20 protein-coding genes are annotated in these 22,578 nt (G+C 70.2%); 9 read left to right on the forward strand and 11 right to left on the reverse strand.

Features of this window, described 5'->3' with window-relative positions; all coding sequences use genetic code 11:
* The first annotated feature begins 123 nt into the window (after positions 1-123).
* Positions 124-291 (forward strand): hypothetical protein, encoded by a 168-nt coding sequence (locus ENSA7_RS43260; RefSeq protein WP_181233264.1) that lies wholly within the window; start codon positions 124-126, stop codon positions 289-291.
* Between the two features lie 23 nt (positions 292-314).
* Here the strand turns inward: ENSA7_RS43260 and ENSA7_RS06095 are convergent, their stop codons facing one another.
* Positions 315-1,352 carry a restriction endonuclease gene (locus tag ENSA7_RS06095; RefSeq protein ID WP_106088248.1) on the reverse strand — a complete coding sequence of 346 codons (1,038 nt, stop codon included), beginning with the start codon at positions 1,350-1,352 and terminating at the stop codon, positions 315-317.
* A gap of 189 nt (positions 1,353-1,541) precedes the next feature.
* Positions 1,542-2,660, reverse strand: coding sequence for a TolB family protein (locus ENSA7_RS06100; RefSeq protein WP_106088249.1), 1,119 nt, complete (start codon positions 2,658-2,660; stop codon positions 1,542-1,544).
* Positions 2,661-2,735: 75 nt separating this feature from the next.
* Here ENSA7_RS06100 and ENSA7_RS06105 point away from each other — a divergent pair, with 75 nt between their 5' ends.
* A complete protein-coding gene (locus ENSA7_RS06105) occupies positions 2,736-3,911 on the forward strand; it encodes a hypothetical protein (RefSeq protein ID WP_106088250.1) in 1,176 nt (391 codons plus the stop codon).
* 16 nt (positions 3,912-3,927) lie between these two features.
* Here ENSA7_RS06105 and ENSA7_RS06110 read toward each other — a convergent pair whose 3' ends face one another.
* From ENSA7_RS06110 to ENSA7_RS06130, 5 genes are all read right to left on the reverse strand, one after another.
* Positions 3,928-4,188 (reverse strand): hypothetical protein, encoded by a 261-nt coding sequence (locus ENSA7_RS06110; protein WP_106088251.1) that lies wholly within the window; start codon positions 4,186-4,188, stop codon positions 3,928-3,930.
* A 10-nt stretch (positions 4,189-4,198) separates the two neighbouring features.
* Positions 4,199-5,020: a DUF1702 family protein gene (locus ENSA7_RS06115; protein ID WP_146157388.1), complete on the reverse strand. Its 822-nt coding sequence runs from the start codon at positions 5,018-5,020 to the stop codon at positions 4,199-4,201.
* Between the two features lie 5 nt (positions 5,021-5,025).
* Positions 5,026-6,771 (reverse strand): FAD-dependent oxidoreductase, encoded by a 1,746-nt coding sequence (locus ENSA7_RS06120; protein WP_181233266.1) that lies wholly within the window; start codon positions 6,769-6,771, stop codon positions 5,026-5,028.
* A 181-nt stretch (positions 6,772-6,952) separates the two neighbouring features.
* Positions 6,953-7,543, reverse strand: a complete 591-nt coding sequence (locus tag ENSA7_RS43265) for a hypothetical protein (RefSeq protein WP_181233268.1) — start codon at positions 7,541-7,543, stop codon at positions 6,953-6,955.
* A 333-nt stretch (positions 7,544-7,876) separates the two neighbouring features.
* Positions 7,877-9,013: a hypothetical protein gene (locus ENSA7_RS06130; RefSeq protein ID WP_146157389.1), complete on the reverse strand. Its 1,137-nt coding sequence runs from the start codon at positions 9,011-9,013 to the stop codon at positions 7,877-7,879.
* A 434-nt stretch (positions 9,014-9,447) separates the two neighbouring features.
* Here ENSA7_RS06130 and ENSA7_RS06135 point away from each other — a divergent pair, with 434 nt between their 5' ends.
* Positions 9,448-9,813, forward strand: a complete 366-nt coding sequence (locus tag ENSA7_RS06135) for a hypothetical protein (protein WP_146157390.1) — start codon at positions 9,448-9,450, stop codon at positions 9,811-9,813.
* On the opposite strand, the gene ENSA7_RS06140 is transcribed toward ENSA7_RS06135, so the two are convergent.
* Positions 9,784-12,579: a serine/threonine-protein kinase gene (locus tag ENSA7_RS06140; protein WP_181233270.1), complete on the reverse strand. Its 2,796-nt coding sequence runs from the start codon at positions 12,577-12,579 to the stop codon at positions 9,784-9,786. The genes ENSA7_RS06135 and ENSA7_RS06140 overlap by 30 nt on opposite strands.
* Positions 12,580-12,754: 175 nt before the next feature.
* On the opposite strand from ENSA7_RS06140, the gene ENSA7_RS06145 reads away from it, so the two are divergent.
* The 6 genes from ENSA7_RS06145 to ENSA7_RS06170 all read left to right on the forward strand — a co-directional run bounded on the left by ENSA7_RS06145 (position 12,755) and on the right by ENSA7_RS06170 (position 18,404).
* Positions 12,755-13,051, forward strand: coding sequence for an acyl carrier protein (locus tag ENSA7_RS06145; RefSeq protein WP_219907918.1), 297 nt, complete (start codon positions 12,755-12,757; stop codon positions 13,049-13,051).
* Positions 13,052-13,122: 71 nt separating this feature from the next.
* Positions 13,123-14,193 carry an aminomethyltransferase family protein gene (locus ENSA7_RS06150; RefSeq protein WP_106088258.1) on the forward strand — a complete coding sequence of 357 codons (1,071 nt, stop codon included), beginning with the start codon at positions 13,123-13,125 and terminating at the stop codon, positions 14,191-14,193.
* Positions 14,190-14,930 carry an SDR family NAD(P)-dependent oxidoreductase gene (locus ENSA7_RS06155; protein WP_181233272.1) on the forward strand — a complete coding sequence of 247 codons (741 nt, stop codon included), beginning with the start codon at positions 14,190-14,192 and terminating at the stop codon, positions 14,928-14,930. The genes ENSA7_RS06150 and ENSA7_RS06155 overlap by 4 nt, the downstream gene beginning before the upstream one ends.
* Positions 14,931-14,935: 5 nt before the next feature.
* The gene (locus tag ENSA7_RS06160; RefSeq protein WP_146157391.1) at positions 14,936-15,880 is read left to right on the forward strand and encodes an ACP S-malonyltransferase; all 945 of its coding nucleotides are present in this window, start codon (positions 14,936-14,938) and stop codon (positions 15,878-15,880) included.
* Entirely contained in the window at positions 15,877-16,410 is a 534-nt protein-coding gene (locus ENSA7_RS06165) for a 3-hydroxyacyl-ACP dehydratase FabZ family protein (protein WP_181233274.1), read from the forward strand. Before ENSA7_RS06160 ends, ENSA7_RS06165 begins: the two co-directional genes overlap by 4 nt.
* On the forward strand, positions 16,407-18,404 hold the full coding sequence (locus ENSA7_RS06170) for a beta-ketoacyl synthase N-terminal-like domain-containing protein (protein WP_106088262.1): 1,998 nt from the start codon (positions 16,407-16,409) through the stop codon (positions 18,402-18,404). The genes ENSA7_RS06165 and ENSA7_RS06170 overlap by 4 nt, the downstream gene beginning before the upstream one ends.
* On the opposite strand, the gene ENSA7_RS06175 is transcribed toward ENSA7_RS06170, so the two are convergent.
* From ENSA7_RS06175 to ENSA7_RS06185, 3 genes are all read right to left on the reverse strand, one after another.
* Positions 18,337-20,265 carry a CASTOR/POLLUX-related putative ion channel gene (locus tag ENSA7_RS06175; protein ID WP_181233276.1) on the reverse strand — a complete coding sequence of 643 codons (1,929 nt, stop codon included), beginning with the start codon at positions 20,263-20,265 and terminating at the stop codon, positions 18,337-18,339. The genes ENSA7_RS06170 and ENSA7_RS06175 overlap by 68 nt on opposite strands.
* Before the next feature lie 77 nt (positions 20,266-20,342).
* A complete protein-coding gene (locus ENSA7_RS06180) occupies positions 20,343-20,855 on the reverse strand; it encodes a hypothetical protein (protein ID WP_106088264.1) in 513 nt (170 codons plus the stop codon).
* A gap of 23 nt (positions 20,856-20,878) precedes the next feature.
* A complete protein-coding gene (locus ENSA7_RS06185; RefSeq protein WP_106088265.1) occupies positions 20,879-22,570 on the reverse strand; it encodes an IgGFc-binding protein in 1,692 nt (563 codons plus the stop codon).
* Between the last annotated feature and the right edge of the window lie 8 nt (positions 22,571-22,578).

The raw sequence follows: 22,578 nt of genomic DNA on the forward strand, positions 1-22,578 counted from the left end.
GAGTTCGGGCTGCCACCCGGACTCTCGCTCGATGTGCTTGGCCAAATTGATGGATCTCCCCCAACAGGCTTTCGGTTCGGGCGGAGTCCCTTTGCGGTCGACCTACTCACGAGCGTGCGGGGGGTGAGCTTCAACGAGGCGTGGCCCGAGAGCGTCGTACGAAGCTTCGATGGCGTGAGCGTTCGTGTCATTAGCCGTCGCGCGCTCCTCCAAAATAAGCGCAGCACAGGACGCCCGAAGGACGCGGCGGATGTGGAGGCGCTCGAGCGACTGGGCGATCTGTCGACGTGACACTCCGTGTGCGTTGAGCCGGCTCAGGGCGAGCGGGCGTGGGTCTGGGAGGCGAGCGCCTCGAGGCCGAGATACGCCCGTGGCACGCCCGCGCGGCCGCGCTCGGGGTCGAGATCAACCAGCTCACCGTGGCGACCGAAGCCCACGATCACATCGTGCGCGGCCATCAGCTCGACCAGCTGCGCGCCGTTGACCAGGCGCAGACGTGGCTCGGCGGCACCGGCCTCGCGCGCGGCCTTGGAGAAGTCCGAGGTCGTGATCAAGATCGCCTGACCGAGCCGGCCTCGCACGAGCACGCCGATCATCTCGTCGACGACGCGGCGGCCCAGCGACCTCGACCAGCGCTTGGCCTGGGCCGCGACCGCGAGCTGGTGGCCCCAGCGATCGCGGTGCACGGCGAGCACGTCGACGCCCCCGTCACCGCTGCCTCCGACCACGCGCACCTGGTCGTAGCCCATCGCACACAGCAGCTCGGCGCAGATGCCCTCGAACCGCGCGGGCGTGGCCCGGTGTAGCCAGTCCAAGGTTCGCTGCTTGGCCACGGCGTTGTGGTGGGCGACCATCCGCTCGAGCTGCTCACCGAGCTTGGGGATCGACAGCTCGGTCGTGGGGGCGTGCTCGGGGCCGACCAAATAGTCTCGCCAGCGCGCGAGCGTTCGGGCCCGGCGCTGCGCGGTGGAGCTCGACAGCTTGGTGAGCGACTGGATCCGCCGGGCCAGCTGGACGCTGGTCACCGACTCACCCGCAAAGTACCCGGCGAAGGGCGCGAGCGGGGCCGCGGCGGCGATCGCTTGCCGGAACACGCTGCGCTCGTCGAGCGAGCCCTCGGCGGTCTCGAGCAGGCGCTCGCCGAGCGTGGTGACCCGCAACCCTTGCTCGCGGCGCTCGGCGAGCGCGAGCAGCTCGGCGCCGTGGCGGTAGTAGTTGAAGTGCCGGGCGTCGACGCCCAGGTACTCCTGCAAGGTCGCTGGGTGACTGACACCATCGCGGATCGCCAGCGCCAACCGGCGCAGGTGCGAGAGCCGATCCGCTTGCGGAATGTCGATGCTTTGCGATGTCACATGATTCGGACGGCGACGCTTTGCGACGGTTGTCCGAGCTTGCCGAGCGCGACCCACGAGTCGCAGCGTGCCACGACCATGGGTTTGGGGCTACCGGATCGGAGCCGCTCGCGCCGGGCCACACCCACGGGTTGGCGCTGGCCTAGCCGCAAGAATGGCTCGATCTCGCGCCTGCTCGACGCGATCGCGTCAATCGACCCAGTCGGCGATGAACACGTTGGTGTCGCCGTCCGCGTCATGGTGGCGATTGCTGGCAAAGATCAGCTGCTTGCCGTCGGCCGTGAACATCGGGAAGCCGTCGAACTCCTCGCCAAAGGTGACCCGCTCGGCGGCCTGATCCGCGCCCGCGTCGATGGGCACGATGTGCAGATCAAAGTTGCGCCCGTTGGGATCGGCGACGTTGCTGGCGAAGATCACCCGGCGCCCGTCGGGGTGCCAGAACGGGCCGAAGTTGGCGGCGCCGTTGCTGGTGATCGCTCGCTGATCGCTGCCGTCGGCGTTCATGACCATCAGCTCGAGCCGGGTCGGCCGGACCAGGCCCTCGTCGCGCAGCTCTGCGTACTTGGCCAGCTCGTCGGCGCCCTCGGGCCGGTTGGCCCGCCACACGATCTGGGTGCCGTCGTGACTGAAGAACGCCCCGCCGTCGTAGCCGGGCGCGTTGGTCAGCCGCCGCAGGTCCGAGCCGTCGATCTTCATCAGGTAGATCTCCGGATCGCCGTCGCGGGTCGAGGTGAACACGATCTCGTCACCCTTGGGCGAGACGGTGGCCTCCGCGTCGTAGCCGGGCGAGGCCGAGAGCACCTGCACGTCGGAGCCGTCGGCGTTGGCCACGTAGATGTCGAACTCGTCGTAGAGCTTCCAGACGTAGCCCTTGCTGCGATCGGGGTTGGCCAGGCAGTCGTCGGCGGCCGCGTGGGTCGAGGCGTAGATCAGCTTGTCGTCGCCGGGCAAGAAGTACGCGCAGGTCGTGCGGCCCTTGCCCGAGCTGACCATCCGCGGGTTGCTGCCGTCGATCCCCATTGTGAAGATCTGATCGCAGCCAAGCCCGTCGCGGGTGCTCTGAAAGATCAGCTGATCCTCGGCGAACGAGAGGTAGGCCTCGGCGTTCTCGCCACCGAAGGTCAGCTGGCGCAGAGTGGCAAAGTGTCGCTCTTCGGGGAGCGGCTCGCGATCGACCGCAGCGTTGGCCGGCTCGACCGCAGCGGGGGCGGGATCCGTCAGCGCGGTGGTGCTTGGCTGGGGATTGGGCTCGGCGTGGCAGGCGAGCGAGAGCAGGGCCAACGAGGTCAGCAAGGGACGGCGACGCATGAGCGGCGACCGTAGCGGACCAGCGGGTCTTGGGAAAGTCACGCGCTCGGTCTCGAGGTGGTATATCTCGAAGTAATGGACAGGCGCGGATTCCTGACGACGACCTTCGCTGGCGGCCTCGCCGTGAGCGGCAGCGCCTGCGCGAGCGGACGAGCGGGCCAGCCCAGCGAAGTCCCGCTCGCGGACGATGAGCTCGAGCGCAAGCTCGACAGACTCGACGCCACGCTCGAGCGCATGAACCACAGGCACACGACGCGGTGGTTTCACGAGCAGCGTCGGGCCGCGGGGGCGAAGCCGCCAACCGAGGCCGACCGCGAGCGGCTGACCCACGAGGGGGAGCTGGTGCGGGCGTCTCTGCGCAGCGCGCTGTTGCTGTCGAGCGTCGCCGAGCTGCCCGAGCAAAACCGCAGCGATCCGCGGGTCACCGCGCGGGTCCAGCAGATCGCGGGCGAGGCCGACTACGCGCTGCTGGGTACGCTCAGCAAGCTGCGCAGCCTCGACGCCTCGGACCTCGCCGCGCTCGATCGCGAGTTCGCGCAGGGGTCGCTGGGCATGGACGTGGCCGAGCACATCGACGAGCTCAGCGCCAAGCTCGACGTGTCCGCGCCACGCCGGCTGCACTTGCGCCGCATGGCCCAGCACCTCGACTGGAGGCTGGAGCGCGAGGCCTTCTCGGCGGTGGTCAGCGAGGTCGTCGACAAGGTCGGGCGCGCGGTCGATGCGATCGCCGACTCGCTCGCGGGCGCTGGTCCAGGTGAGATGAACGGACTGGCGGTGGCGCTGGCTGGGGCCGACGTCAACTGGGTCGCGCGGACCCGCGAGGTCGTGCGCTTCTACGCCCCCGCCGACGGGGCTGACGATGCCGAACAAGCCGATGCCGCGCCCGAGCCCGAGCCGGTCGGGCTGCCCAGCGCGACGGCTCCGTCCGCCCCGGTCGGGCCCGCGCCAAACCCCACCCCAGCCGAGCCGGCCCCGTGGGAGCTCGAGCAGCAGCGCGAGCAGGCCCGGGCGGCCGAGCAGGCCAAGCTCGAGAAGCGGCGGCGCACCGGACTGATCCTGACGGGCACCGGCGCGGGTCTGCTGGTGCTCGGCGGTGTCGCGGTCGGGGCCGGGATCCCGTTCATGGCGGCCACCGGGGCGATCATCGCGGTCAGCCTGGGCGGCGCTGGCATGACCGCGGGGATCATCTTGCTGTTCATCGGCATCGTGTTGGCGGTTCGCGCCAAGAACCAGCTGGCCGACGGTGCGTAGGCCCGCCTCGTGCGGCCTACAGCAGCCGACGTTCGATCTTCAGCTCGATGAGCTCGTGGCGCAGGGCGCTGGCTCGCGCGGCCCACTGCCTGGCGGTCCGGCCCCGGGTTACGGCGAGCGCGGTCCCCAGTCCGCCCGCGAGCATCGACAGCAACCACCCCCGCTCCGAGCCGCTCGACCACTGGCTGACGAGCGCATCGGCGCACGCGATCTCGAACGTCTTGAGCTCGATCGCGCGATCGAGCTGCTCGCGACGGGCGGCGGCCGACGGGTCCACGAGATAGACGCTAGCCGCGATCGAGCCCGCGGCGCAACACGGCGATCGGCGGCTCGCTGCCGTCGAGCACGGTGGCCGCCCACCCGGTCGGCGGCTCGTGTGGTGGTGTGCTGATCCGAGCGAGCAGCAGCGCGGCGAGGTGCTCCCCAAGCTGCAGGTCGGCGCCACCACGTTCACGCAGATCGGCGCGCGCGGTGTCGTTTAGGCCGTTGGTAATTACGCTGGCCAGCCCGACACCTGACCACAGCGCGCCCCGTCGTGATGCGGGCACGTCCATGATCGCTCGCTCGATCGCGGACGCGGTCCCGCCGTGCACGAAGTAGAGGCTGCGGCCGATACCCTGATCGATGGCGAGCGCGACCGTCGGCTCGGGCGCGAACTCCAGCAGCGCCGCCCGGCGATCCAGCAGGCCCAGGCAAAACCCCTGGCCGTCGAGGACCGACCAGCGATCGACGTGGGCGCAGCGTGGCGCGCCGATCTTCCGCCCGCGCAGGGCGTCGGCCCAGCCGGCGCCCACCAACAGCAGCGGCGCGAACGTGGGCGCAGCCGCGAGCGCGACGTCGATCTGTCCGCGGGCCTCGGCCGCCAGCCCGACGCCCTCCCACGCGAACAGCTGAGCCTCGGGCGCGAGCGCCTCGACACGGGCGATCATCGCCGTGGGGCCAGCGTCGAAGCAGCGCAGCCCATCGATGAAGCTGGCCACGGCGACGCCTGTTCGCGCCCGGGCTGGGCCGTCGCCGAGCGGGGCCTGGGCCCGGGCAGGATCGGCGAGCATGGCGTCGAGCAGCGGGATCGTCGTGGACGTCGGGATCATCGGGATCATCGGGGTCATCGGGGTCACTGTTCGCCCCACAAATAGTCGAGGTCAGCGCGAGCTTCGGCCGAGTGATCGCGGGCGCGCCGGGTCCCGAACAAGCCGTCGGCCCCCCACCGCTCCGGGTCCAGGCCAACGCAGTAGGGATCGAGCGGACCGCTCGGCAGGTCCAGGCCGAGGTCCACGCACGCACGCTCGAGGATCGCCAGCGCCAGGCCCTCGAGCAGCTCGACGGCCCGGGCGGTGTGCCGCTCGAGCTGCTCGAGCGTGATTGCAGTGTCACCAATTGCGAGCGACTCGAGGGCCAAGAATCGATCCATGACCGTGCGCAGCCGACCGAGGTCAATCTCGCGACCGCTCGCGCTGGGTTGATCCGAACCCGGCCGGAGCCGCACCCAACGGCGCAGCAGCGCCTGGACCCGCTCGTTGAGCAAGTGCACCCGCTCGCCGTGCGGGCGCAGGCGCTGCATCGTCAGCGGATCCCTCAGTCGCTGCGACATCACCAGCGGACACAGCCAGCCGAAGTAGCTCAGCTGATCCCAGGTGATCTTGATCGCCGCGAGCTTGGCGGTGGCCAGCACCGGCCAGCCGTCGAGGTAGATCGTCGCGTAGTAGTCGACGATCCGGGCGACGCTGGCGTTGATCTGCGCGCGCGACTGCTCGCTCGTCGGGGTGCCGTCGAGCTCGGCCACGATCGCTGGAACCGCGAGCTCATGCACCAGCGCGGTGAGATCGTGGGCCGGCGAGTACAGCGGATCCATGAAGGCCAACGCCGCGCCCGTGACCAGCCAGCGATCCTGGAGTGGCGCGTCGAAGCAGCGCGCGCGCGGCCGCGCTGCGATCGCGCGGCTCGAGGTGTTGGGGTGGTCCGCGAGCTTGGCGGTGAGCTGGGGCTCCTCGCGCTCGAGCACCGCTCGCAGCTGATCGGCGAGGGGGGCGGGGTCGTCCACATCCAGCGAAGCGGCGTCGGCCACGATCCCCACGCTGGTGCTGCCGTCGGACAGCGGGATCACCCATGACCAATAGTGACGACCGACAAAGTGATGGGTGCTGCGCCAGCGCAGCTCGGGGCTACAGCGAGCGTTCACCGCGGCGTCGGCCCACGAGGCGGGATCGAGCCGGGCCTCGACCCACCACCAGGCGGCCGCGAGCTCATGCGGGAGCTGTCGCTCGCGCGCGCGGGGGCCGAGGTGCGTGCGGGTCAGCTCGCCGGTCGCGCTGGCGTCAACGATGAAGCGGCAGCGCAGCGATGAGGTCTCCCCGTCGCGACGCAGCTCGACCTCGCTGAACGTCCTCGACACCGTCACGCCGACGACCTCGGTCGCGCCCAGCAGCTCAGCGCCGTCAGCCTCGAGCATGCGCGCGAGCGCGGCCTCGAGCCGGCCGCGGTGGAGCTGGTACGCGTGGGGCTCGAGCGGTGGGGTGACCGTCGCGCCGCGCTCGAGCATGAGCGGCGGAACGCTCATGGGACCAAACTCGACGCGTCGCTCGATCGCCGCCGGGTCGGCTGGATCGCGCAGCCAAAACCGCAGGCCAAATTTGATCACGTGATCGCGCTCGAGCAGATCACGCAAGCCGAGCCGTCGGGCCAGGTACCACGCGGCGATCTCCGAGGTCGACTCGCCGACCGCTCGCTGGGTCGGGTCGGCCGGGAGCCGACGGCGATCGATGATAGCGACGGTGGTCGACGGGCGAGCGCGCAACAGGTGGCGGGCGAAGCACAGGCCCGCGATGCCACCGCCGATCACCGCGACGTCGAAGCTGCGCACCGCGGGAGCGTACCAGAGGCCAGATCGTCGTGGGGCCGCGATCATCGAGGCCGAGACCTCAACGGTCTCGGCCTCGAACCTCTACCAATCTCCGCGCATCTCATCATCAGCATTGATGTCGCCGGAGGCCCGGCACCACCTGTCGTGACCGCAGTCGCTGTCTGGTGCTGCCTTCGCTGCATTAGCTCTCGACATCGATCTCGGAGTCGAGATCAGAGTCGAGGTCGGAGTCGACGTCGGAGTCGGCGTCGGCGTCGGAGTCGGCGTCGGAGTCGGCGTCGGAGTCGGCGTCGGCGTCGGCGTCAGCGTCGGCGTCAGAGTCGGCGTCAGCGTCGGCGTCAGCGTCGGCGTCAACCTCGGAGTCGACGTCGATCTCGGTGTTGATGTCGAGGTCGGAGTCGATGTCGATGTCGATGTCCGAGTCCTCGCCGTCGATATCGAGCTCGAAGTTGACCTCGGCGTCGATCTCGACGTTGGTGTCGGGTGAGGACTCCGCGTCGGCGTCAGCCTGAGCGTCAGCCTGCGCGTCAGCCTCGGCGTCGGCGACCGCCTCGGCGTCGGAGTCCGCCTGAGCGTCGGAGTCGGCCTCGGAGTCAGCGTCGGCCTGAGCTTCGACGTCGGCCTCGAGCGTGGCCTCGAGGTCGCCCTCGAGATCGACGTCACCGCTACGCAGCATCAAATACTCTTCGTATTCTTCACTGCTATCGCAGCCGAGCGCGCTGCCACCGAGCAACAGGGTGATTGCTAAACCTGTGAGATGTGTCCGTTTCATGGTGGAGGCAGATTAGCACTGACAGGATGTCATGCGAATGGAGCAGCTGAGCAAAGCCTCAACGGCGACTCAGCCGTGACACAATGGCGACGCTTTTGATTAGTAACAGCGGCCGCGGATATCGTGGGACCAGGAAGCTGACTCAGTACAGTAATGATGCGACTCTATTCGTGCGATGACCGCATCGGTACAGGTGCACGTATTCGCTGGGGCACGAGGGGGATTGCACGATTGGCTCTCGCGCCGACCCGTTCTACACGAAATTACGACCGCGCTTAAAACAGGAGTGGCCCCAGGCACCTGGGGCCACTCCGCGGGTTGTCGGTGGATCGCTCAGCCGACCGGTGCGATCTCGTCGCACTTGGTGGCGATCACGTCGGCGAGGCTGTCAGCGAGCAGCGCGTTCATCTCGCTGGCCGCGGCTTCGGGTGAGAGCTTCTCGCTGGGTAGCGGCGCGATCGCGGCTTCCTCGGGCAGGCCTTGGAGGAAGTCGTCGAGCGGCAGGTTGCCCTGGGCGTTGCAGGCCGTCTCGAGCAAGAAGCCCCCGCCGAGCACGCAGTCGAGGCCACCGCAGCCGGCCTTGGCCGCCGCGATCTTGTCCAGCATCGCGAGCCCACCGGGCATGTTGTCGATGACCATCGGGGTCTGGTCGGGCTCGTCGGTCATGAAGAAGACCAGCAGCACCGCGCCTGCGTCGCGCAAGAACCCGGCGTTGGTCGCGTTGTTGGCAGGATCCATGACCCAGCCGGCCGGTGCAGACGTCATCTCGATGTTCGACCCACCCGTGCCGATCGCCGCGGCGCTGGTGAACCAGGTCTCGAGCTGCTTGACCGCGGCCGCGTCGTCGGTGTCGAACTCGAAGTAATAGGTGCCGTCGCCGGGATCGAACAGCCGCCCCTGGGCGCCGTTCGTGCCCGTGTTCTCTTTATCCGGCGTAATATAGAAGGTGTCGCTCGGCTCGCCGTCGCCGGTGAAGGTGCACATGCCGTTGAAGACGCTGGTCTGACCCGACCCGGCGTATCCCATCTCGGAGCTGGTGACCGCGACGTGCACGTTGGTCCCTGGCGGGAGCGCGGCCACGAGCGTGTCGGCGAACTGGGGGAACGCCAGACCTAGCGCAGCCTGGTAGACCTCCATGGACTTGGAGTTGTCGATGACAAACAACAGATCGACATAGTCGCAGCCTTCACCCGGCCCGACGCCGTCGTCGACACCGGTGTCCGAGGGCAGGACGTCGAGCTTGGGACCACCCGAGTCGCCCCCGCCTGGGCCGCCGTTGCCCTCGCCCCCGCCCGAGTCGTCATCGAGGGAATCGCGGCCCGTGGAGTCGATACCCGAGTCGATGCCCGAGTCGATGCCCGACGTCGTGAACACGCCGGAGCCCGGGTCTTCGGACGAGCAGGCGACCAGCGCGAGGGCAGCGAGAGAGAGAGGGAAGGATCGGCGTATCGACATGGTGGGCTTCGACATGGTGGTCCTTTGAAGTAACAGTATAGTACTCGAAATGCGAACATGTGTTGCCTGGTGCCCGGGGAGTTTCGGTCTGTGTGAAACATAGGTAGGTTGAGCTACGCGCCCACGGTGAGGCATTCAATGTCATATGAGCGGATAACGCATAGTCACTGATTGACGAGATGCACGCTGCTGCGTCGATGGCACCGGGTGGAGCGCTGTTCGCACGAGGGCTGGTGTTGGCCGCGCGGCTCGGACGTGGCGTATGCATGATTGAGCGACGAGCGACCCGAGCGGTCGCGGCTGGAACACGGTGCTTGCAATTCATTCGGGTTGACGATTGGTGAAGTGGATGCATTGTATGAATCCATGAAGCGGTGGGTTCGCATCGCTGGCGCAGGAGGATATAGATGTACGGCAACAGCAATAATCCATCACGATACGCGTATTCGATGATCTGCATCGCTCTGGTCGGCGGCGTGGCGCTGGGGGGATGCGACGCGGAGGAACTAGAGCGCGCCGAGGACTTGATGGCGGTCGAGGCCGCCAATCAGGCTCCTCACGTCCCCGTGCTCGATGATCTCGCGCCGCCTGGCGGCGACAACGGCAACCTCAAGCTCTGCACCATCTGGTTTGACTCCCCCAACTACTGGCGCGAGTCGTTCACCGCGCCACAAGAGTGGAACGGCAGCAACTGCGACGCCTACAGGAAGGGGCAGGGCGCGACCTGGTACTCGCTGACCTGTCTGACCAGCTCGGGTTTTCAGTCTGGCAAGAAGGGCGGAGCGCTACCGCCGGGCAACCTCTGCGGTTGGTGAGTCGCGCTCGGCCAGCCACGCTTCAACCCCCGCGAGCCGCTTGGCCGCGCCCGCGCCCGCGTAGCTCGTGACAGCGAGCAGCGCGAGGGCGTGCGCGCGCGTCCGCTGCTCGCGGGTGCCCGCGTCCCACAGCGCTCGCGCCAGCGTGAAGCGAATGTCCGGGAGCGCCAGCGGATCGCCCCCGAAGCTGTCATATAGGGCGAGCGCTCGCTCGAGCTCGGGGATCGCTTCCGCCGGGCGACCGAGACCCAGGAGATCCTTGCCGATCTCGGTCTGGACCAAGATCAGCGAAGGGTGCTCGAGGCCGACCGAAGCCGCGATGATCTCGCGCGCTCGCAGTTGCTGCTCGAGGCCGCGCTCGAACGCCCCCTCGTTGCGCGCGACCTCACCGAGGTTGGCGATCAGCGCGGCCATCTGCGGGTGATCGGGGCCCACGAGCTCGACGAGCAGGACCTGGGCCTGCTCGTAGTACGCGCGCGCCTGTGCGTAGTCGCCCTGCAGCAGCGCGGCGCTGCCAAGGCTGTCGAGCGTGCGCGAGACCTGAAACGACTCGGGGCCCATCGCTCGCTCGAAGATGACTCGCGCCTGCTCGAGCTTCTCGCGCGCCTGCACATAGTCGCCGGTCCGAAACGCGACGATGCCCAGGTTGGCGAGGGTGTTGGCGACGTTGGGGTGCGCCGAGCCAAGCGCGGGCTCCAGGATCGCTAGCGCCTGCTCGAGCAGCTCGCGGGCGCGCTCGAACTCGCCGGCGTTCAGCGACACGGCGCCTGCCTGGGCCAGCACCAGCGAGACCTTGATGTGCTCGGGACCGTAGGTTCGCTCGGTCAGCACCCGGGCCTCGTCGATCGACGCGAGAGACTCGGCGTAGCGCCCCAGGTTCTTCTGCAGCGTGGCCACGTGCAGCAGGTAGCGGGCCCACGCGCTGTCGGTCCCGAGCAGCTCGGACAGGGCCCGGGCGACCGCGGCCCAGCGCTCGGCGTCGGGGAGCCGCTTGAGGGACTGGCCAGCCACGTCGGTCAGCTCGATCGCGGCGTCCGTGGCCTCGGCGAGCATCTGCTGGCCCAGGGCCGCGTCGTACGCTCGCGTGAGCGTGGCGAGGGCCTGTTCATAGTGGCCAAGCCGATCGTCGACGACACCCTGCTCGAGCCAGGCCTGGATCAGCAGCGGCTCGTAGTCCAGCGAGGTGGCCGCCTCGACCAGCGCGTTGACCATGGACCCCGCCTCGTCATAGTTGGCGAGCGAGATCTTGGCGCGGATCTGGTGGAGCTCGGTCTCGAGCGCGTCGACCTGCGCGGCCACGGCCGGATCCTCGGGCGGCCGCCGACCTGTCGCCAGCGCCTCCGCGTCGGCGCACGGGGCCAGCGAGGGCAGATCCATGACGGCTTGGGTGGCTCGCTCGACCGCGGCGATCTCGGCGGCCGCGACCTCGGCGACGAGGGCGTCGACCCGAGCGAGGCGCTCATCGAGGCAGGCGATCTTGCGATCGAGCAGCTCGCCCGACTGCGTGCCCGCCCGCGTGGCCTCGCAGGCCTCCACGCGCGCCGCCACCCATGCGCTGGTGTAGGCGTCGAGCCCGGCGGTGACCCGCTGCGAGGTCTGGTTCGCGTAGCTCAGCTGGGTTGCGAGGATCGCCTCGTCGACCTCGATGCGCCGCGTCACGTCCCACACCCCGCGCAGCTCCACGTCCATGTTGGCGCAGGGCTTGGGATCGGTCGGCGGCTCGCCGCGCTGCAGCACCCCGCCAAGCCAGACCGCGCTGGCCAGCGCGACGAGCATCGCGCCCCCCAGCCCCGCCCGTCGGTAGCGCTGGCCGGGATCACGGGCGAGCGCGTCGAGCAGGGCTCGCATCGAGGGGTGGCGCTGGGCAGGGTCGACCGCGAGGCCTCGGGTGACGACCTTGGCGATCCAGCCTGGGACCTTGGCGGTCGGCGGCGGGGGCTGAAGCTCGCCGCGCAGCACGGCCCGCGCGAGATCTTGGTAGCTGTCACCAACGAAGGGCCGGCGGCCATAGAGCGCCTCATACAGCGCGACGCAGAACTCGAACTGATCACTGTGGGCGCCCGCGAGCTTGCCCTCGAACTGCTCGGGCGCCATGTAGGCCGGGGTCCCGACCTGGGTGCCCGTCTTCGTGAGCGCGAGGCTGAAGCTGTCGGAGCGGGAGCTCGGGTGCTCGCGCCCAGGCTCGTCGAAGGTCTGCTCATCACCACGACGCGCGAGCCCAAAGTCCATGACGCGGACCCGGCCATCGTCGCCGAGCATGACGTTCTCGGGCTTGAAGTCGCGATGGATCAGGCCGACCTCGTGCGCGGCGGCGAGGCCCTCGCCGGCCGCAGCGAACACGCGCAGGACCTCCGGCCACGGCCGCGGGGTGTCGCCGCTGATCCACTCGCGCAGGGTCTGTCCGCGGACGAACTCCATGGCCACGAACACCCGACCCTCGTGCACGCCGACGTCGTGAACGGTGACGACGTTGACGTGGTTGAGCCGGGCGAGCGCCTGGGCCTCGCGGCGCAGCCGCTCGCGTGACTCGTGGGCCTTGCCCGCGTGCTTGAGCAGCTTGAGCGCAGCCTTGCGGTCGAGCTCGGGGTCGTAGGCCGCGAGCACGATCCCCATCGCGCCCGCGCCGAGCACCGAGAGCACCACGAATCGACCGATGCGATCGCCGATCTCACACCCACTCTCGCTCGCGGGGCTGGCTCGCTCTCGATCCGAGACGCGCGTCTCGAGCAGATCCCCGCGCTCGGACTCAGTCGACCCGGGTGTCACGAACCAAGGGTAACCCGCGGCGCAGCGGCGCGGTCGAGCGGCTCGCGGCCGACGGCTGACCCGCGATGTCGAGCTGGCACGGTGGGCCGTCGACGAGCGGACGGGGCGGGCGCGCGGTCGATCGCGTCGGGCAGGCGCTTGCATGGCGGCCGCACGTCCGGCCATCATGACACCCGTGACGGAGCCCGATCTCGCCGCCTACGTCGCCAGCCGCGAGCAGCTGCTCGACCAGCTGCGCGACGTGCTGCTCGAGGATCTGCGCCTCGCGATCCCGCGCGAGCAGATCGAGCCCGACACGCCGCTGTTCGGGACCGGGCTGGCGCTCGACTCGATCGACGCCGTCGATCTGATCGTCGGGATCGAGCGTCGCACGGGCGTGCGGATCAGCGACGACCAGGCCGGCCGACTCGGGCTGCGCAGCGTGAACATGGCGATCAACTACCTGCTCGCCGCCAAGCGGGAGGCCGCCTGAGCGGGCCCGACCAGGCCGCCCAGCTGTGGGCGCTGCGGACCGGCGTGGTCTCGCATCGGCGTCGGCCTGCGATGGGCTGGGTCCGGGGCGAGCACGCCTACGAGGTCGTCGAGGCCCTATGTCCGCGGGACTTGTTCGTTCGCAGCGGGCGGGTGTTGCATGCGTTGGTGCTCGACGAGGCCGGCGGGATCGAGGCCGACCTGCTGGTGTGTCCGCGCGACCAGGCGTTCTTGTTGATCGCCGATGGGCTCGACGACGCCGGGCTGCTCGCGCGGCTGCAGGCGCACGCGCCAGCGGGTGCCCAGTTCGAGCTCGAGGCCGTCCCGGCTGACCGTACGCTATTTGGGCTGAGTGGCCCGTACGCGTGGGAGCTGATCGCGGCGCTGCTGGGGCCCGAGCTCTCGACCCTGCGCTACCTCAGCTGCATCGCGCTGCCGGAGCTGGCCGACGCGGGCGAGCTCGCGCTGTGCCTGCGGGTCGGCAGCACGGGTGAGTATGGCTACGAGCTGCTGCTGCCGCCGAGCAGCTTGGCGCAGCTCGAGGCCAAGCTGGTCGAGCTCGGGCCGCGCTTTGATCTGTGCGAGGTCGACCAGGCCGTGCTCGACCGCGCGGCGCTCGAGAACGGATTCTTCTGTCCGCGCCACCGCGGGGTGCTGGGGCGCTCGCCGCTGCAGCTCGCCCTGCAGTGGCGCGTGGCCTTCGATCTCGACTACCGCGGGGTCGAGGGGCTGCGAGCGGCGCGAGATCGCGGCGTGAACAGACGGCTCAGCTGGATGATCGGCCGGCTCGAAGCCGGCGCCGCGACCCTGGGGCCGCTGCGGCGCGAGGGTGCGGAGGTCGGTGAGCTGCTCGAAGGTTTCGTCAGTCCGGTGTTGGGCTGCTTCGTGGGCATCGCGTTGGTGGACGGCGAGCTGGCGCACCCGTGGATCGCCGAGTTCCACGACGCCGCTGGTCACGAGCTGCAGACAGCGGCGCCGCCGTTGCTGCAAAACCGCAGCCTGTTCGTCGATCCCAAAAAGCACACTTACGCGTTTCGGGCCGAGGACCGCGGCGAGTTTCCGCCGATCGTGCCGGGCGGCGCGGTGGACCGGGAGCCCCGGGAGCCCCGGGAGCCAGCGCCAGCGGGGGCCCCAGGATCGTGAGCGATCCGCGGACGGTGCTGGTGACCGGGGCCTCGCGCGGGCTGGGGCGGGCGATCGCGCTGCGCCAGGCGGCGGCCGGGGATCGTGTGGTGATTGGCTTTCGTCGCCGTGAAGATCAGGCGCGCGCCGTGCTCGACGAGATCGAGGCCGCCGGCGGCCACGGCTTGCTGGCCCGCTTCGACCTGCGCGACGCGGCCTCGGTCACCGCCTCGCTCGACGCCCTGCGCGCTCGCTGCGGCCCGATCACCGCGCTGGTCAACAACGCCGCGGTCCCCGACGAGGGCATGTTCGCGATGATCCCGGCCGAGCGCGTGGACGAGGTGCTCGAGGTCGGACTTCAGGGCGCGCTTCGCTGCACCCGCGCGCTCGCCCGCGACATGTTGGTCGTCGGCGGCGGGGCGATCGTCAACATCAGCTCGGTGATCACCCGGCGCGGCCAGCCTGGGCAGGTCGCGTACGCGACCAGCAAGGGCGCGATCGAGGCGTTCACCCGCGCGCTGGCGATCGAGGTCGGGCCCAAGCAGGTCCGGGTCAACGCCGTGATCGCCGGGGTGTTCGACGCGGGCATGGCCCAGGCCCAGCCGCGCGAGACGATCGAGCGCTGGAAGCAGGCGATCCCGCTGGCCAGGATCGGGCGCGCCGAAGAGCTGGCCGAGGCCGTCGCGTGGCTGCTCTCGCCCGCGGCCAGCTACGTGACCGGGGCCGCGCTGGTCGTCGATGGGGGGCTGTCGCTGTGATCGCCATGCTGTTTCCTGGCCACGCCTCGGAGGCGCAGGGCATGGGGCTCGAGCTGGCTGCGGTCGATCCTCGGGCGGCGGCGCTGCTGCAGCTCGCGGGCGAGCAGGGCGGGTTCTCGGCTGCGAAGGTGCTGCGGCGGGGCGGCGAGGCGCTGGCGGACACGCGGGTGCTGCAGCCGCTGATGACCGCGGTCGCGCTGGGCGTCAGTCAGGCGCTGGCGCGGGTGGGGGTTCGGCCACGCTGGGCGCTCGGCCACTCGCTCGGGGAGCTCGCGGCGTTCTCGGCGCTCGGCGGTGTCGACCCGGCGCGGGCGATCGCGCTGGCGGCCCGGCGCGGGCAATTGATGGGGGCGCTCGCGGTCGGCCAGGACGGAGCGATGCTCGCGTTACCGAAGCTGAGCGCGGCGGCGCTCGAGTCGGCGCTGGCGCTTGGGCGCGCGCACGGGGTCGTCGATGTGGCGCTCCACAACGCGCCCCAGCACTGGGTGCTCAGCGGAGATCGAGCGGCGTTGCTCGAGATCGGCGATCGCGTGGGCGGGAGCCTGGTAGCGACCAGCGGGGCGTGGCACTGCGCCCACATGCGGGGTGCGTGCGCGGGGTACCGGGCGGCCTTGCAGGCGCACGGTGAGTTTGGGTCCACGCCTGGGTTGATCCTCAATCACGACGGCGCCGCGCTCGGCGAGCGTGGTCGCGGTGAGCTGATCGACGCGTTGGTCGGGCAGCTCGACGGCGCCGTGCAATTCGCCGCGGGCATGGCCACGCTCGCCGGCCTCGGCGTTCGCGAGCTGATCCTCGCGGGCCCGGCCAAGCTGCTGCGCCTGCTCGTGCGCGAGAATTTTGGCGTGCGGGACACCCACGAATTGCCGCTGCGACTGCACGTCGCCGAGCGACCCGCGGACATCGAGGCGATCGGACGTCTGATCGGCACGGCCCGCGCGGAGGCTTCGTGACGCGGCCGGCCACGATCGTGTTGGCGTGGGGCCCCGCGGAGATCGAGCGCCTGCTGCCCCATCGCGCGCCGCTGTTGCTCGTCGATCGGGTCGATCAATTCGTCCCGGGTCCGCGCCCGCGGCTGCGCGCGGGGTTGAGCGTCGACGGGGCCGAGCCGGTGTTTCGCGCCCACTTTCCAGGCCGGCCGATCTGGCCCGGCGCGTACCTGCTCGAAGGTCTCGCGCAGGCGGCTGGGTTGCTGCTCGGGCTGGATCAGATGTTCGCGACCCACGGGGCCGACGGCGTGCGCAGCTTCGCCGAGCCTGGCTCGCTCGCCGCGACCAACTTCAGCGCGGGCGGCCTGCTGGCCCGGGCCGAGGTCGCGTTTCTCGAGCCCGTTGCGCCGCCAGCGAAGCTGGTCTACGAGCTGCGCCGCCGCGGCGGGGCCGATCGGATCGAGCGGGTCGACGGTCGGGTCGAGGTTGAAGGCCACGCGGTCGCCGAGGGCTCGCTCGTGATCGCGCTGGCCGACGCGCACGGGGTCCGGTGATCGCCTCACAGCCGCTGGCGATCACCGGCTTTGGCATGATCAGCGCCGCCGGGATCAATGACGACGAGGCGCTCGCCCAGCTGCTGCGCGCGGGTGGGACAGCGCTGGCTCAGCGCGCCAGGATCGAGCGGCCGCCACCTCGCTGGACCGGCACGGTCCCCGAGCGACTCGACCTCGACATGGGTGAGCTCGCCGACGGTGTCGCGCAGCGGCTGTGCGTCGACTGGGGGATCCGAGCCGGTCACACGGCGCTCGCCCGGGCCGGCGTCGAGCAGCCGGCTGCGCTCGGGTTGGTGCTGGCTAGCAACCTCGAAGATCACCCGCGCACGCTCGCCGAGCTGGCGGTCGAGATCGCCGCCGCGCTGGGTGTCCACGGGCCGCGGCTGGTGACCTCGATGGCCTGCGCCTCGTCGCTCGCCGCGCTGAGCTTGGCGCGATCGCTGCTCGCCAACGCCGACGTGGATGCCGTGTTGGTGATCGGCTCGGACGTGCTCACGCCCCGGGTGATCGCCGCTTTCGACCGGCTCGCGCTGCTGTGCGAGCAGCCGTGCGCGCCGTTCTCGACCCGCGTCGGCATCTCGCTGGGGGAAGGCGCGGCCGCGTTCGTGCTCGAGCGCGCGAGCTCGCGAGCGCTTGGGACTGGTCAGGCCAAGGTCATCGCCAGCGTGCTCGCCGAGGGCCTCGCCGCCGACGCCCACCACCCGACCTCGCCCGAGCCCAACGGCGCTGGGACCCGCGCGGCCATGCACGCAGCGCTGACCCAGGCCGGTCTCGGCCCGCGCGACGTGCAGATGATCCTGGCCCACGGCACCGGGACAATCGCGAATGACGCTGCCGAGCTGTGTGGGCTCGCGCGCGCGGGGCTGTCGGCAACGGACACGCCGATCGTCGCGCTCAAGAGCGTGTTCGGTCATGCGCAGGGGGCCGCGGGCGCGGTCGAGCTCGCGGCGATGCTGGTCGCCTGGGCCAGCGAGATTACACCGGTCACCGCGAACTTCGAGAGCCTGCGCGCGGGTGCGTCGTGGCAGGTGTCGCGGCCCGGTCGTTCACGTCCGCCAGTGCCCGAGCGGGTCGTGCTGAGCAGCGCTGGGTTTGGGGGCACGAGCGCGGCGGTGATCGTCGCGCGTGGTCACGCGGCGTCGCGGGCCGTCGAGGAGCTCCCGCCGATCTACATTCAGCGGTGGGCCAGCGCCGGCTGGGACCCCTCCGACGATGCGATCAACTGGCGCCGAGCGGTCCGCGGCGTCGATCTTCGCGGTGTCGATCCATCGACGCGGCTGCTGACGCTCGCCGTGGATCGTGCGCTGCAGCGCAGCCGCGACGCCGACACCGGGTTGATCGTCGCCCAGGCCCGCAGCAGCGCGGCCGCGGTCGCGCGCCTGCGAGACGAGATCCAACAGCACGGGCTCGAGCACGTCGCTGGCTCCGCGCTCGCCGAGCCGCTCACGATCATGCCGGCTGGTGGCTGCACGCGGATCATCGGGCTGCGCGGTCCTTTTGGCCTGTGCGTGGCGGATCAGTGCGGGCAGCTGCTGGCGTTGAGCTGGGCAGCCGATCAACTCCGCCGCAGCGACTGCTCGCGCATGATCGCGGCGGTGCTCGATGAGCGCGTCGGCGAGCCAGCCGACGGCGCGGCCGCGCTCGTGCTCGCGCGCGCGGGGGAGATCCGCCTGGCAGGCTGGGCGATCCTCGGCCACGGGCGAGGCGACGAGGCGCTCACGCGCGCGTGCGAACGAGCCGGCCTCGCGCGCGCCGAGCTCGAACAGACCGTTCAGATCGGGCCCGGGATATCGATCCCGATCGCCGAGGGCGCGCGCGCGGTCATGCGTGCATGTGAGTCGCTCGAGCCAGGCGCGAGCGTGGCCTTGGTCGTCGACGAGCCCGCGCGCGCTGCGATCGCGATCGTGCTGATCCGCGAGACCGAGCTCAGGCCGCCAGCACGATCACCCGATCAGCCGGCGTCAGCCGCAGACGGGCGGTCTTGCGCGGGTTGATCACGACCCCGAAATTCTTGCTCTCGTCCCGCGCGTCCCGCCCGATGCGAACCCCGATCACTACCTCGCTGCGGCGCCGACCGATCTCGATCAGCGTGTGCACGTCGAGCTCGTGGTCTTCAACGACATAGTCCATCGCCGGCCGCAGATAGATCTCGGCGCCCGCCGGGTCGAACAGCTCGGCGAACACCGCCGCGAGGTCGGCGTTCTCGGCGATCTGCGCGAGCAACAACCCAATGAAGTGATCACTAATGATGAAGTCGTCGGCCCGCGCGGCCTCGGCGAGGGCGCGGCTACGGACGTCGCGCATCTCGCTGACGACGGAGAAGGGGCGGGCCAGCCCCTCGGCGACGTCGCGCAGGTGGAGCAGGGCGACCAGCACCTTCGCGTCGGCCTCGGTCGCCTGCGCGATGCGGTCATCGGGCAGCACCATCACGTGCTTCCACGCGCGAGGATCCAGACTGTCGATCACCCGCCGATCACTCATGTTGTCGCTGCGGTGGGTGAGCGCGACCCGGGTCAGCGATGGCGCGAGCGTGGCGAGCACGGCCTCGGCGTCGGGGTTGGTGCTGACGACCAGCAGCTCCGAGCCGGGCGCCGCGTAGGCGTCGATGCCCCTGACGATCGACGGCACGCGCGTGCTCCAGCCGAGGATCAGCGTCCGCGCCGGGGCTGCGCTCGCGCTGACCTTGGTGGCCTCGACGGCGCCGACCGCCTCGACCGTCGCGCTGGACTCGGGCCAAGGCGTCTCGGCGGCGTGGATCTGATCGTCGTCAGCGGCGATCAACACCAGCTGCTCACCGACCGCGATCACCCGGTCCATCGCCGGATTGAGGACCACCCGACCGCTGGCGTCGCGCAGCCCGAGCAGCGCGCCGTCGTCGAATTGATGCAGCGCGCGACCGAAGCTCAGACCGATGACCTGCGCCGCGTCGATAAAGTAGATCTCGTTGCCGCTGAAGCTCAGCAGCTCCTCGTAGACGACCGAGAGCCCGGCCTGCAGGCAGGTCTGCACGGCGATCTTGGCGACCAGCTCGCCTACTTCCAGCACCTCGGTGCGGCGGTCCCCGGCCAGCCGCGCGACCGCGACGTTGTGGGGGTCGCGGATCTCGGTCACCACGTGCTGGGTGCGGCCCTCGTCCGGCTCGGTGCGCCCCACAGACAACAGCGCGCGGACGACCTGGGTGTCGTCGCTGGCCTGCTCGGGCGCGAGCACGATGATCGCCCGGGCGTGCGCCGTCGCGACGACGTCGAGCGTCGCCGGATCGGTGGGGTCGCCCTCGCGCACGACCACGCGCGTGCGCCCGAGCTCGGGGACCTTGACGCGCAGCTCGTCCTCCATCCAGATCTTGTCGTGATCGGCATAGACGACAATGCACCCGCCGTTGCGGCTCTCGTTGGCGCGCACGAGCTCGGCGATGATCGTGAAGATCTGCGACGACCAGCCGATCACCAGGGTGTGGTCCTGCTCGAGCACCCGCGAGTGACCCTTGCGCAGCTTGTCGAACCGGTCCGCCACGCTCGCGACCAAGATCGCGATGAGGCTGCCGACCAGCAGGATCCCGAACACCGTGGCCATCATCATCAGGGCCCGCCAGCCGACGCTGCCCTCGTTGCCAGTGATCGTGCCCGGGTCGATCGCGTGCATCAGCGTCGTCCACAGCAGCGCGCCAAAGCTCATCGCCTCGCCCTGCTCGTTCGCGGGGACCAGCGCCAACATCACGCCGACCAGCGAGACGATCACGATCGTCGCCAGCGCGATCAGCAGATGCCACGCCATGAGCGCCCACGCACCCCTGGCCATCAACCTGTCGAACGCGTAGCGGAAGTGGTCGCCCAGGGAGGGCCGCGTGGTCGGCATGGCTGCGGGCATGCTACCGCGCGGGCGGGGGCTGTCTACTGCGAGACCACGAACCGGAGCGACCGAGCCGCCGCAGGTCAGGCCTCGGGCACTCGGTAGTACTGCACGATCGCGGGCTCGCCCGCGTAGCTCGACGCGTCCACGCCAAGCTTCAAGACCGACCACTCGAGCCGATCGGTCATGAGCACCAGCCGATACACACCCGGAGCCAGCGGGTCGTTGGGCACCAGGTCAAACCCGATCGCCGACGCGCAGCTGTGCGCGGACCCGTGCTGCATGGCGGTGATCTGACTGGGCATCACCGCGCCCGCCTCGTCGACCAGAAACCACGACTGAGGGCCGATCGCCGCCGACTCCAGCAGCACCGCGGGGTCCTCGACCCGGGCGAAGTCGCCGTTTTGGTGAAAGCCCTGCTCGGGCGAGATTTCCTCGGCGCAGGCCGGACCGTCGGTGCAGGGTTGATGCTCGCCCGTGAACGAGACCCTGGGCGTCCCCCGCAGCACGCCCGCGCAGCGACCCGGCCAGCAGCCGGACGCGAAGCCGAGCAGAGCAGTTGCGATCACGAGTGGGGCCCGCGCGGCGACAGCCATGCCCGATGGTACCCGAGTGAAGCTCAGTCCAAGCTGAGCCCGACCACATAGGCGTAGGCCGACGAGTTGTCCGCCGCGCCGACGTGCTGAGAGTAGCCGTACTGCGAGAGCCCAAACGCCTGGGTGCTCGTGACCTGATGGGCGCCCTCGCTGACCGCCACGTTGGCGACCTCCCACGCGCCGACGCTCTCCCAGCCGGCCACGGCGTCGCCGTCGATCTCGACCTCGGCACCGCCAGCGGCCCGGGTGACCTGGGCGAAGTGCTGCTCGTAGCTGGCCGCCGTCACGAATACATAGCGATCCAAGAAGCGATCGCTGGGCACGCCCTGGATCATCTCCGGTGAGCCCATGTCGGTCTGCGCGTCGTGGTGGCCGGTCAGGTACTGCACGGGCATGAACGGGCCGTCGCCGGCGAACACCACGTTGGTCCCGGTCGGGAGCACCAGCTCGGCCCAGCCGCCGCGCGCGGCCAGGCTGATCGGCGTGCCCGGCTGGGGCGGATCCGTGGTCACCGTGACATTGTCGGCGCCCGCGTAGATCCGCCAGTAGTGGCTCTCGCTCCCGCGCACGGGCGCGTGCGCGCCCACGTACTGGGTGCCCCAGACCGCCAGCGGGAGGCTCTGCTCGATCGCAAAGTCCGAGCCAAAGTCGCACGCGCTGTCGACGATCGTCGGACAGCCCGGGACCATGGACCCGCCACACCACGGCAGCCGCAGCCCGCGGACGGCCGACAGCACCCAGATCGGCTTGTCGGCCGTGACCAGCGTGCCCGAGAGATCCTGCTCGCACTTGGGTCGGCCGAGGCTCGCCGAGGTCTCGACCCGCAGGTTGTCGAAGCGATCGAGCACCATCATCCCGGTCGCGCCCTGAGCGACGAAGGGCACGGGCATGTCGTCGCCGGCCGTCTCGACGCTGGGCTGCCAGGTCACCGCGGTGTCGTCTTCAATGGCGATCACCACGAAGTAGTTGGGGTCGACCCACGCGCCATGGTTGAACACCACGTGCGAGCTGCCCAGCGAGCGCTCGGGCACGAGCAGCGTCGAGGCGTTGGCGTTGACCGACTCGTAGGGCGCGTGCAGGTGGGCGCCGATCGGGAAGTCGCTGACCACGTGATAGACGCCGCCCGAGCGAAACACCGAGGTCTCGCTGGGGCCCATGTCGGAGGTCAGACCCGACGCGAGGTCGAGCACGGCGGACTCGCCGGGCGCGAGCGTGGCGTTGGCCTCGAGCGCCTCACCGCCCAAGAACGGCGAGTTCCAGTACAGCTCGACGGTGGCGGTGTGATCGGGATCGGGGTTGACGACCACGATCGCATCCGAGCTCGACATCACCCCAGGCGGCAGCGTGGCCTGGTACAGACCGGTCGCGTAGAACGAGCACCCCGTGGATCCTCGTGGCTGCGCGCATGGATCGACGCACGCGGCGAGGCACCCACCCACGCCGTCGTCCGCCGCGCACGCGTCACAGACCTGGCCGCCCTCGCACGCCGTCGACGACCACGCCTGGCCCGACGGCGCGCAGGTGTCGAGCGTGCTCGGGTCCGCGCAGCTGGTCTGGCCCGGCTCGCACACGCCTCCGGTCTCGGCGTCGTCGCTCGAGGTAGAGCTCGACTCACCGCTGTCGGTCTCGGTCTGGTTGCCGTCGGCGGATGGGGGGTTTTGGCACGCGGTCAGACCAGCGACGACGCACAGCAGCAGGAGCGGACGAGCGGACATGCGCGGAG

Origin of the sequence: Enhygromyxa salina (assembly GCF_002994635.1) — a bacterium.
GTDB classification, from domain to species: Bacteria; Myxococcota_A; Polyangia; order Nannocystales; family Nannocystaceae; genus Plesiocystis; species Plesiocystis salina_B.

What these genes read in the sequence shown, in the direction of transcription:
- ENSA7_RS06135 (WP_146157390.1), top strand. Translation starts at nt 9,448, where the DNA reads ATGATCTGCATCGCTCTGGTCGGCGGCGTGGCGCTGGGGGGATGCGAC.
- ENSA7_RS43265 (WP_181233268.1), bottom strand. Translation starts at nt 7,543, where the DNA reads ATGAAACGGACACATCTCACAGGTTTAGCAATCACCCTGTTGCTCGGT.
- ENSA7_RS06175 (WP_181233276.1), bottom strand. Translation starts at nt 20,265, where the DNA reads ATGCCGACCACGCGGCCCTCCCTGGGCGACCACTTCCGCTACGCGTTC.
- ENSA7_RS06185 (WP_106088265.1), bottom strand. Translation starts at nt 22,570, where the DNA reads ATGTCCGCTCGTCCGCTCCTGCTGCTGTGCGTCGTCGCTGGTCTGACC.
- ENSA7_RS06150 (WP_106088258.1), top strand. Translation starts at nt 13,123, where the DNA reads ATGGGCTGGGTCCGGGGCGAGCACGCCTACGAGGTCGTCGAGGCCCTA.
- ENSA7_RS06180 (WP_106088264.1), bottom strand. Translation starts at nt 20,855, where the DNA reads ATGGCTGTCGCCGCGCGGGCCCCACTCGTGATCGCAACTGCTCTGCTC.
- ENSA7_RS06130 (WP_146157389.1), bottom strand. Translation starts at nt 9,013, where the DNA reads ATGTCGAAGCCCACCATGTCGATACGCCGATCCTTCCCTCTCTCTCTC.
- ENSA7_RS06160 (WP_146157391.1), top strand. Translation starts at nt 14,936, where the DNA reads ATGCTGTTTCCTGGCCACGCCTCGGAGGCGCAGGGCATGGGGCTCGAG.
- ENSA7_RS06105 (WP_106088250.1), top strand. Translation starts at nt 2,736, where the DNA reads ATGGACAGGCGCGGATTCCTGACGACGACCTTCGCTGGCGGCCTCGCC.
- ENSA7_RS06115 (WP_146157388.1), bottom strand. Translation starts at nt 5,020, where the DNA reads ATGACCCCGATGATCCCGATGATCCCGACGTCCACGACGATCCCGCTG.
- ENSA7_RS06100 (WP_106088249.1), bottom strand. Translation starts at nt 2,660, where the DNA reads ATGCGTCGCCGTCCCTTGCTGACCTCGTTGGCCCTGCTCTCGCTCGCC.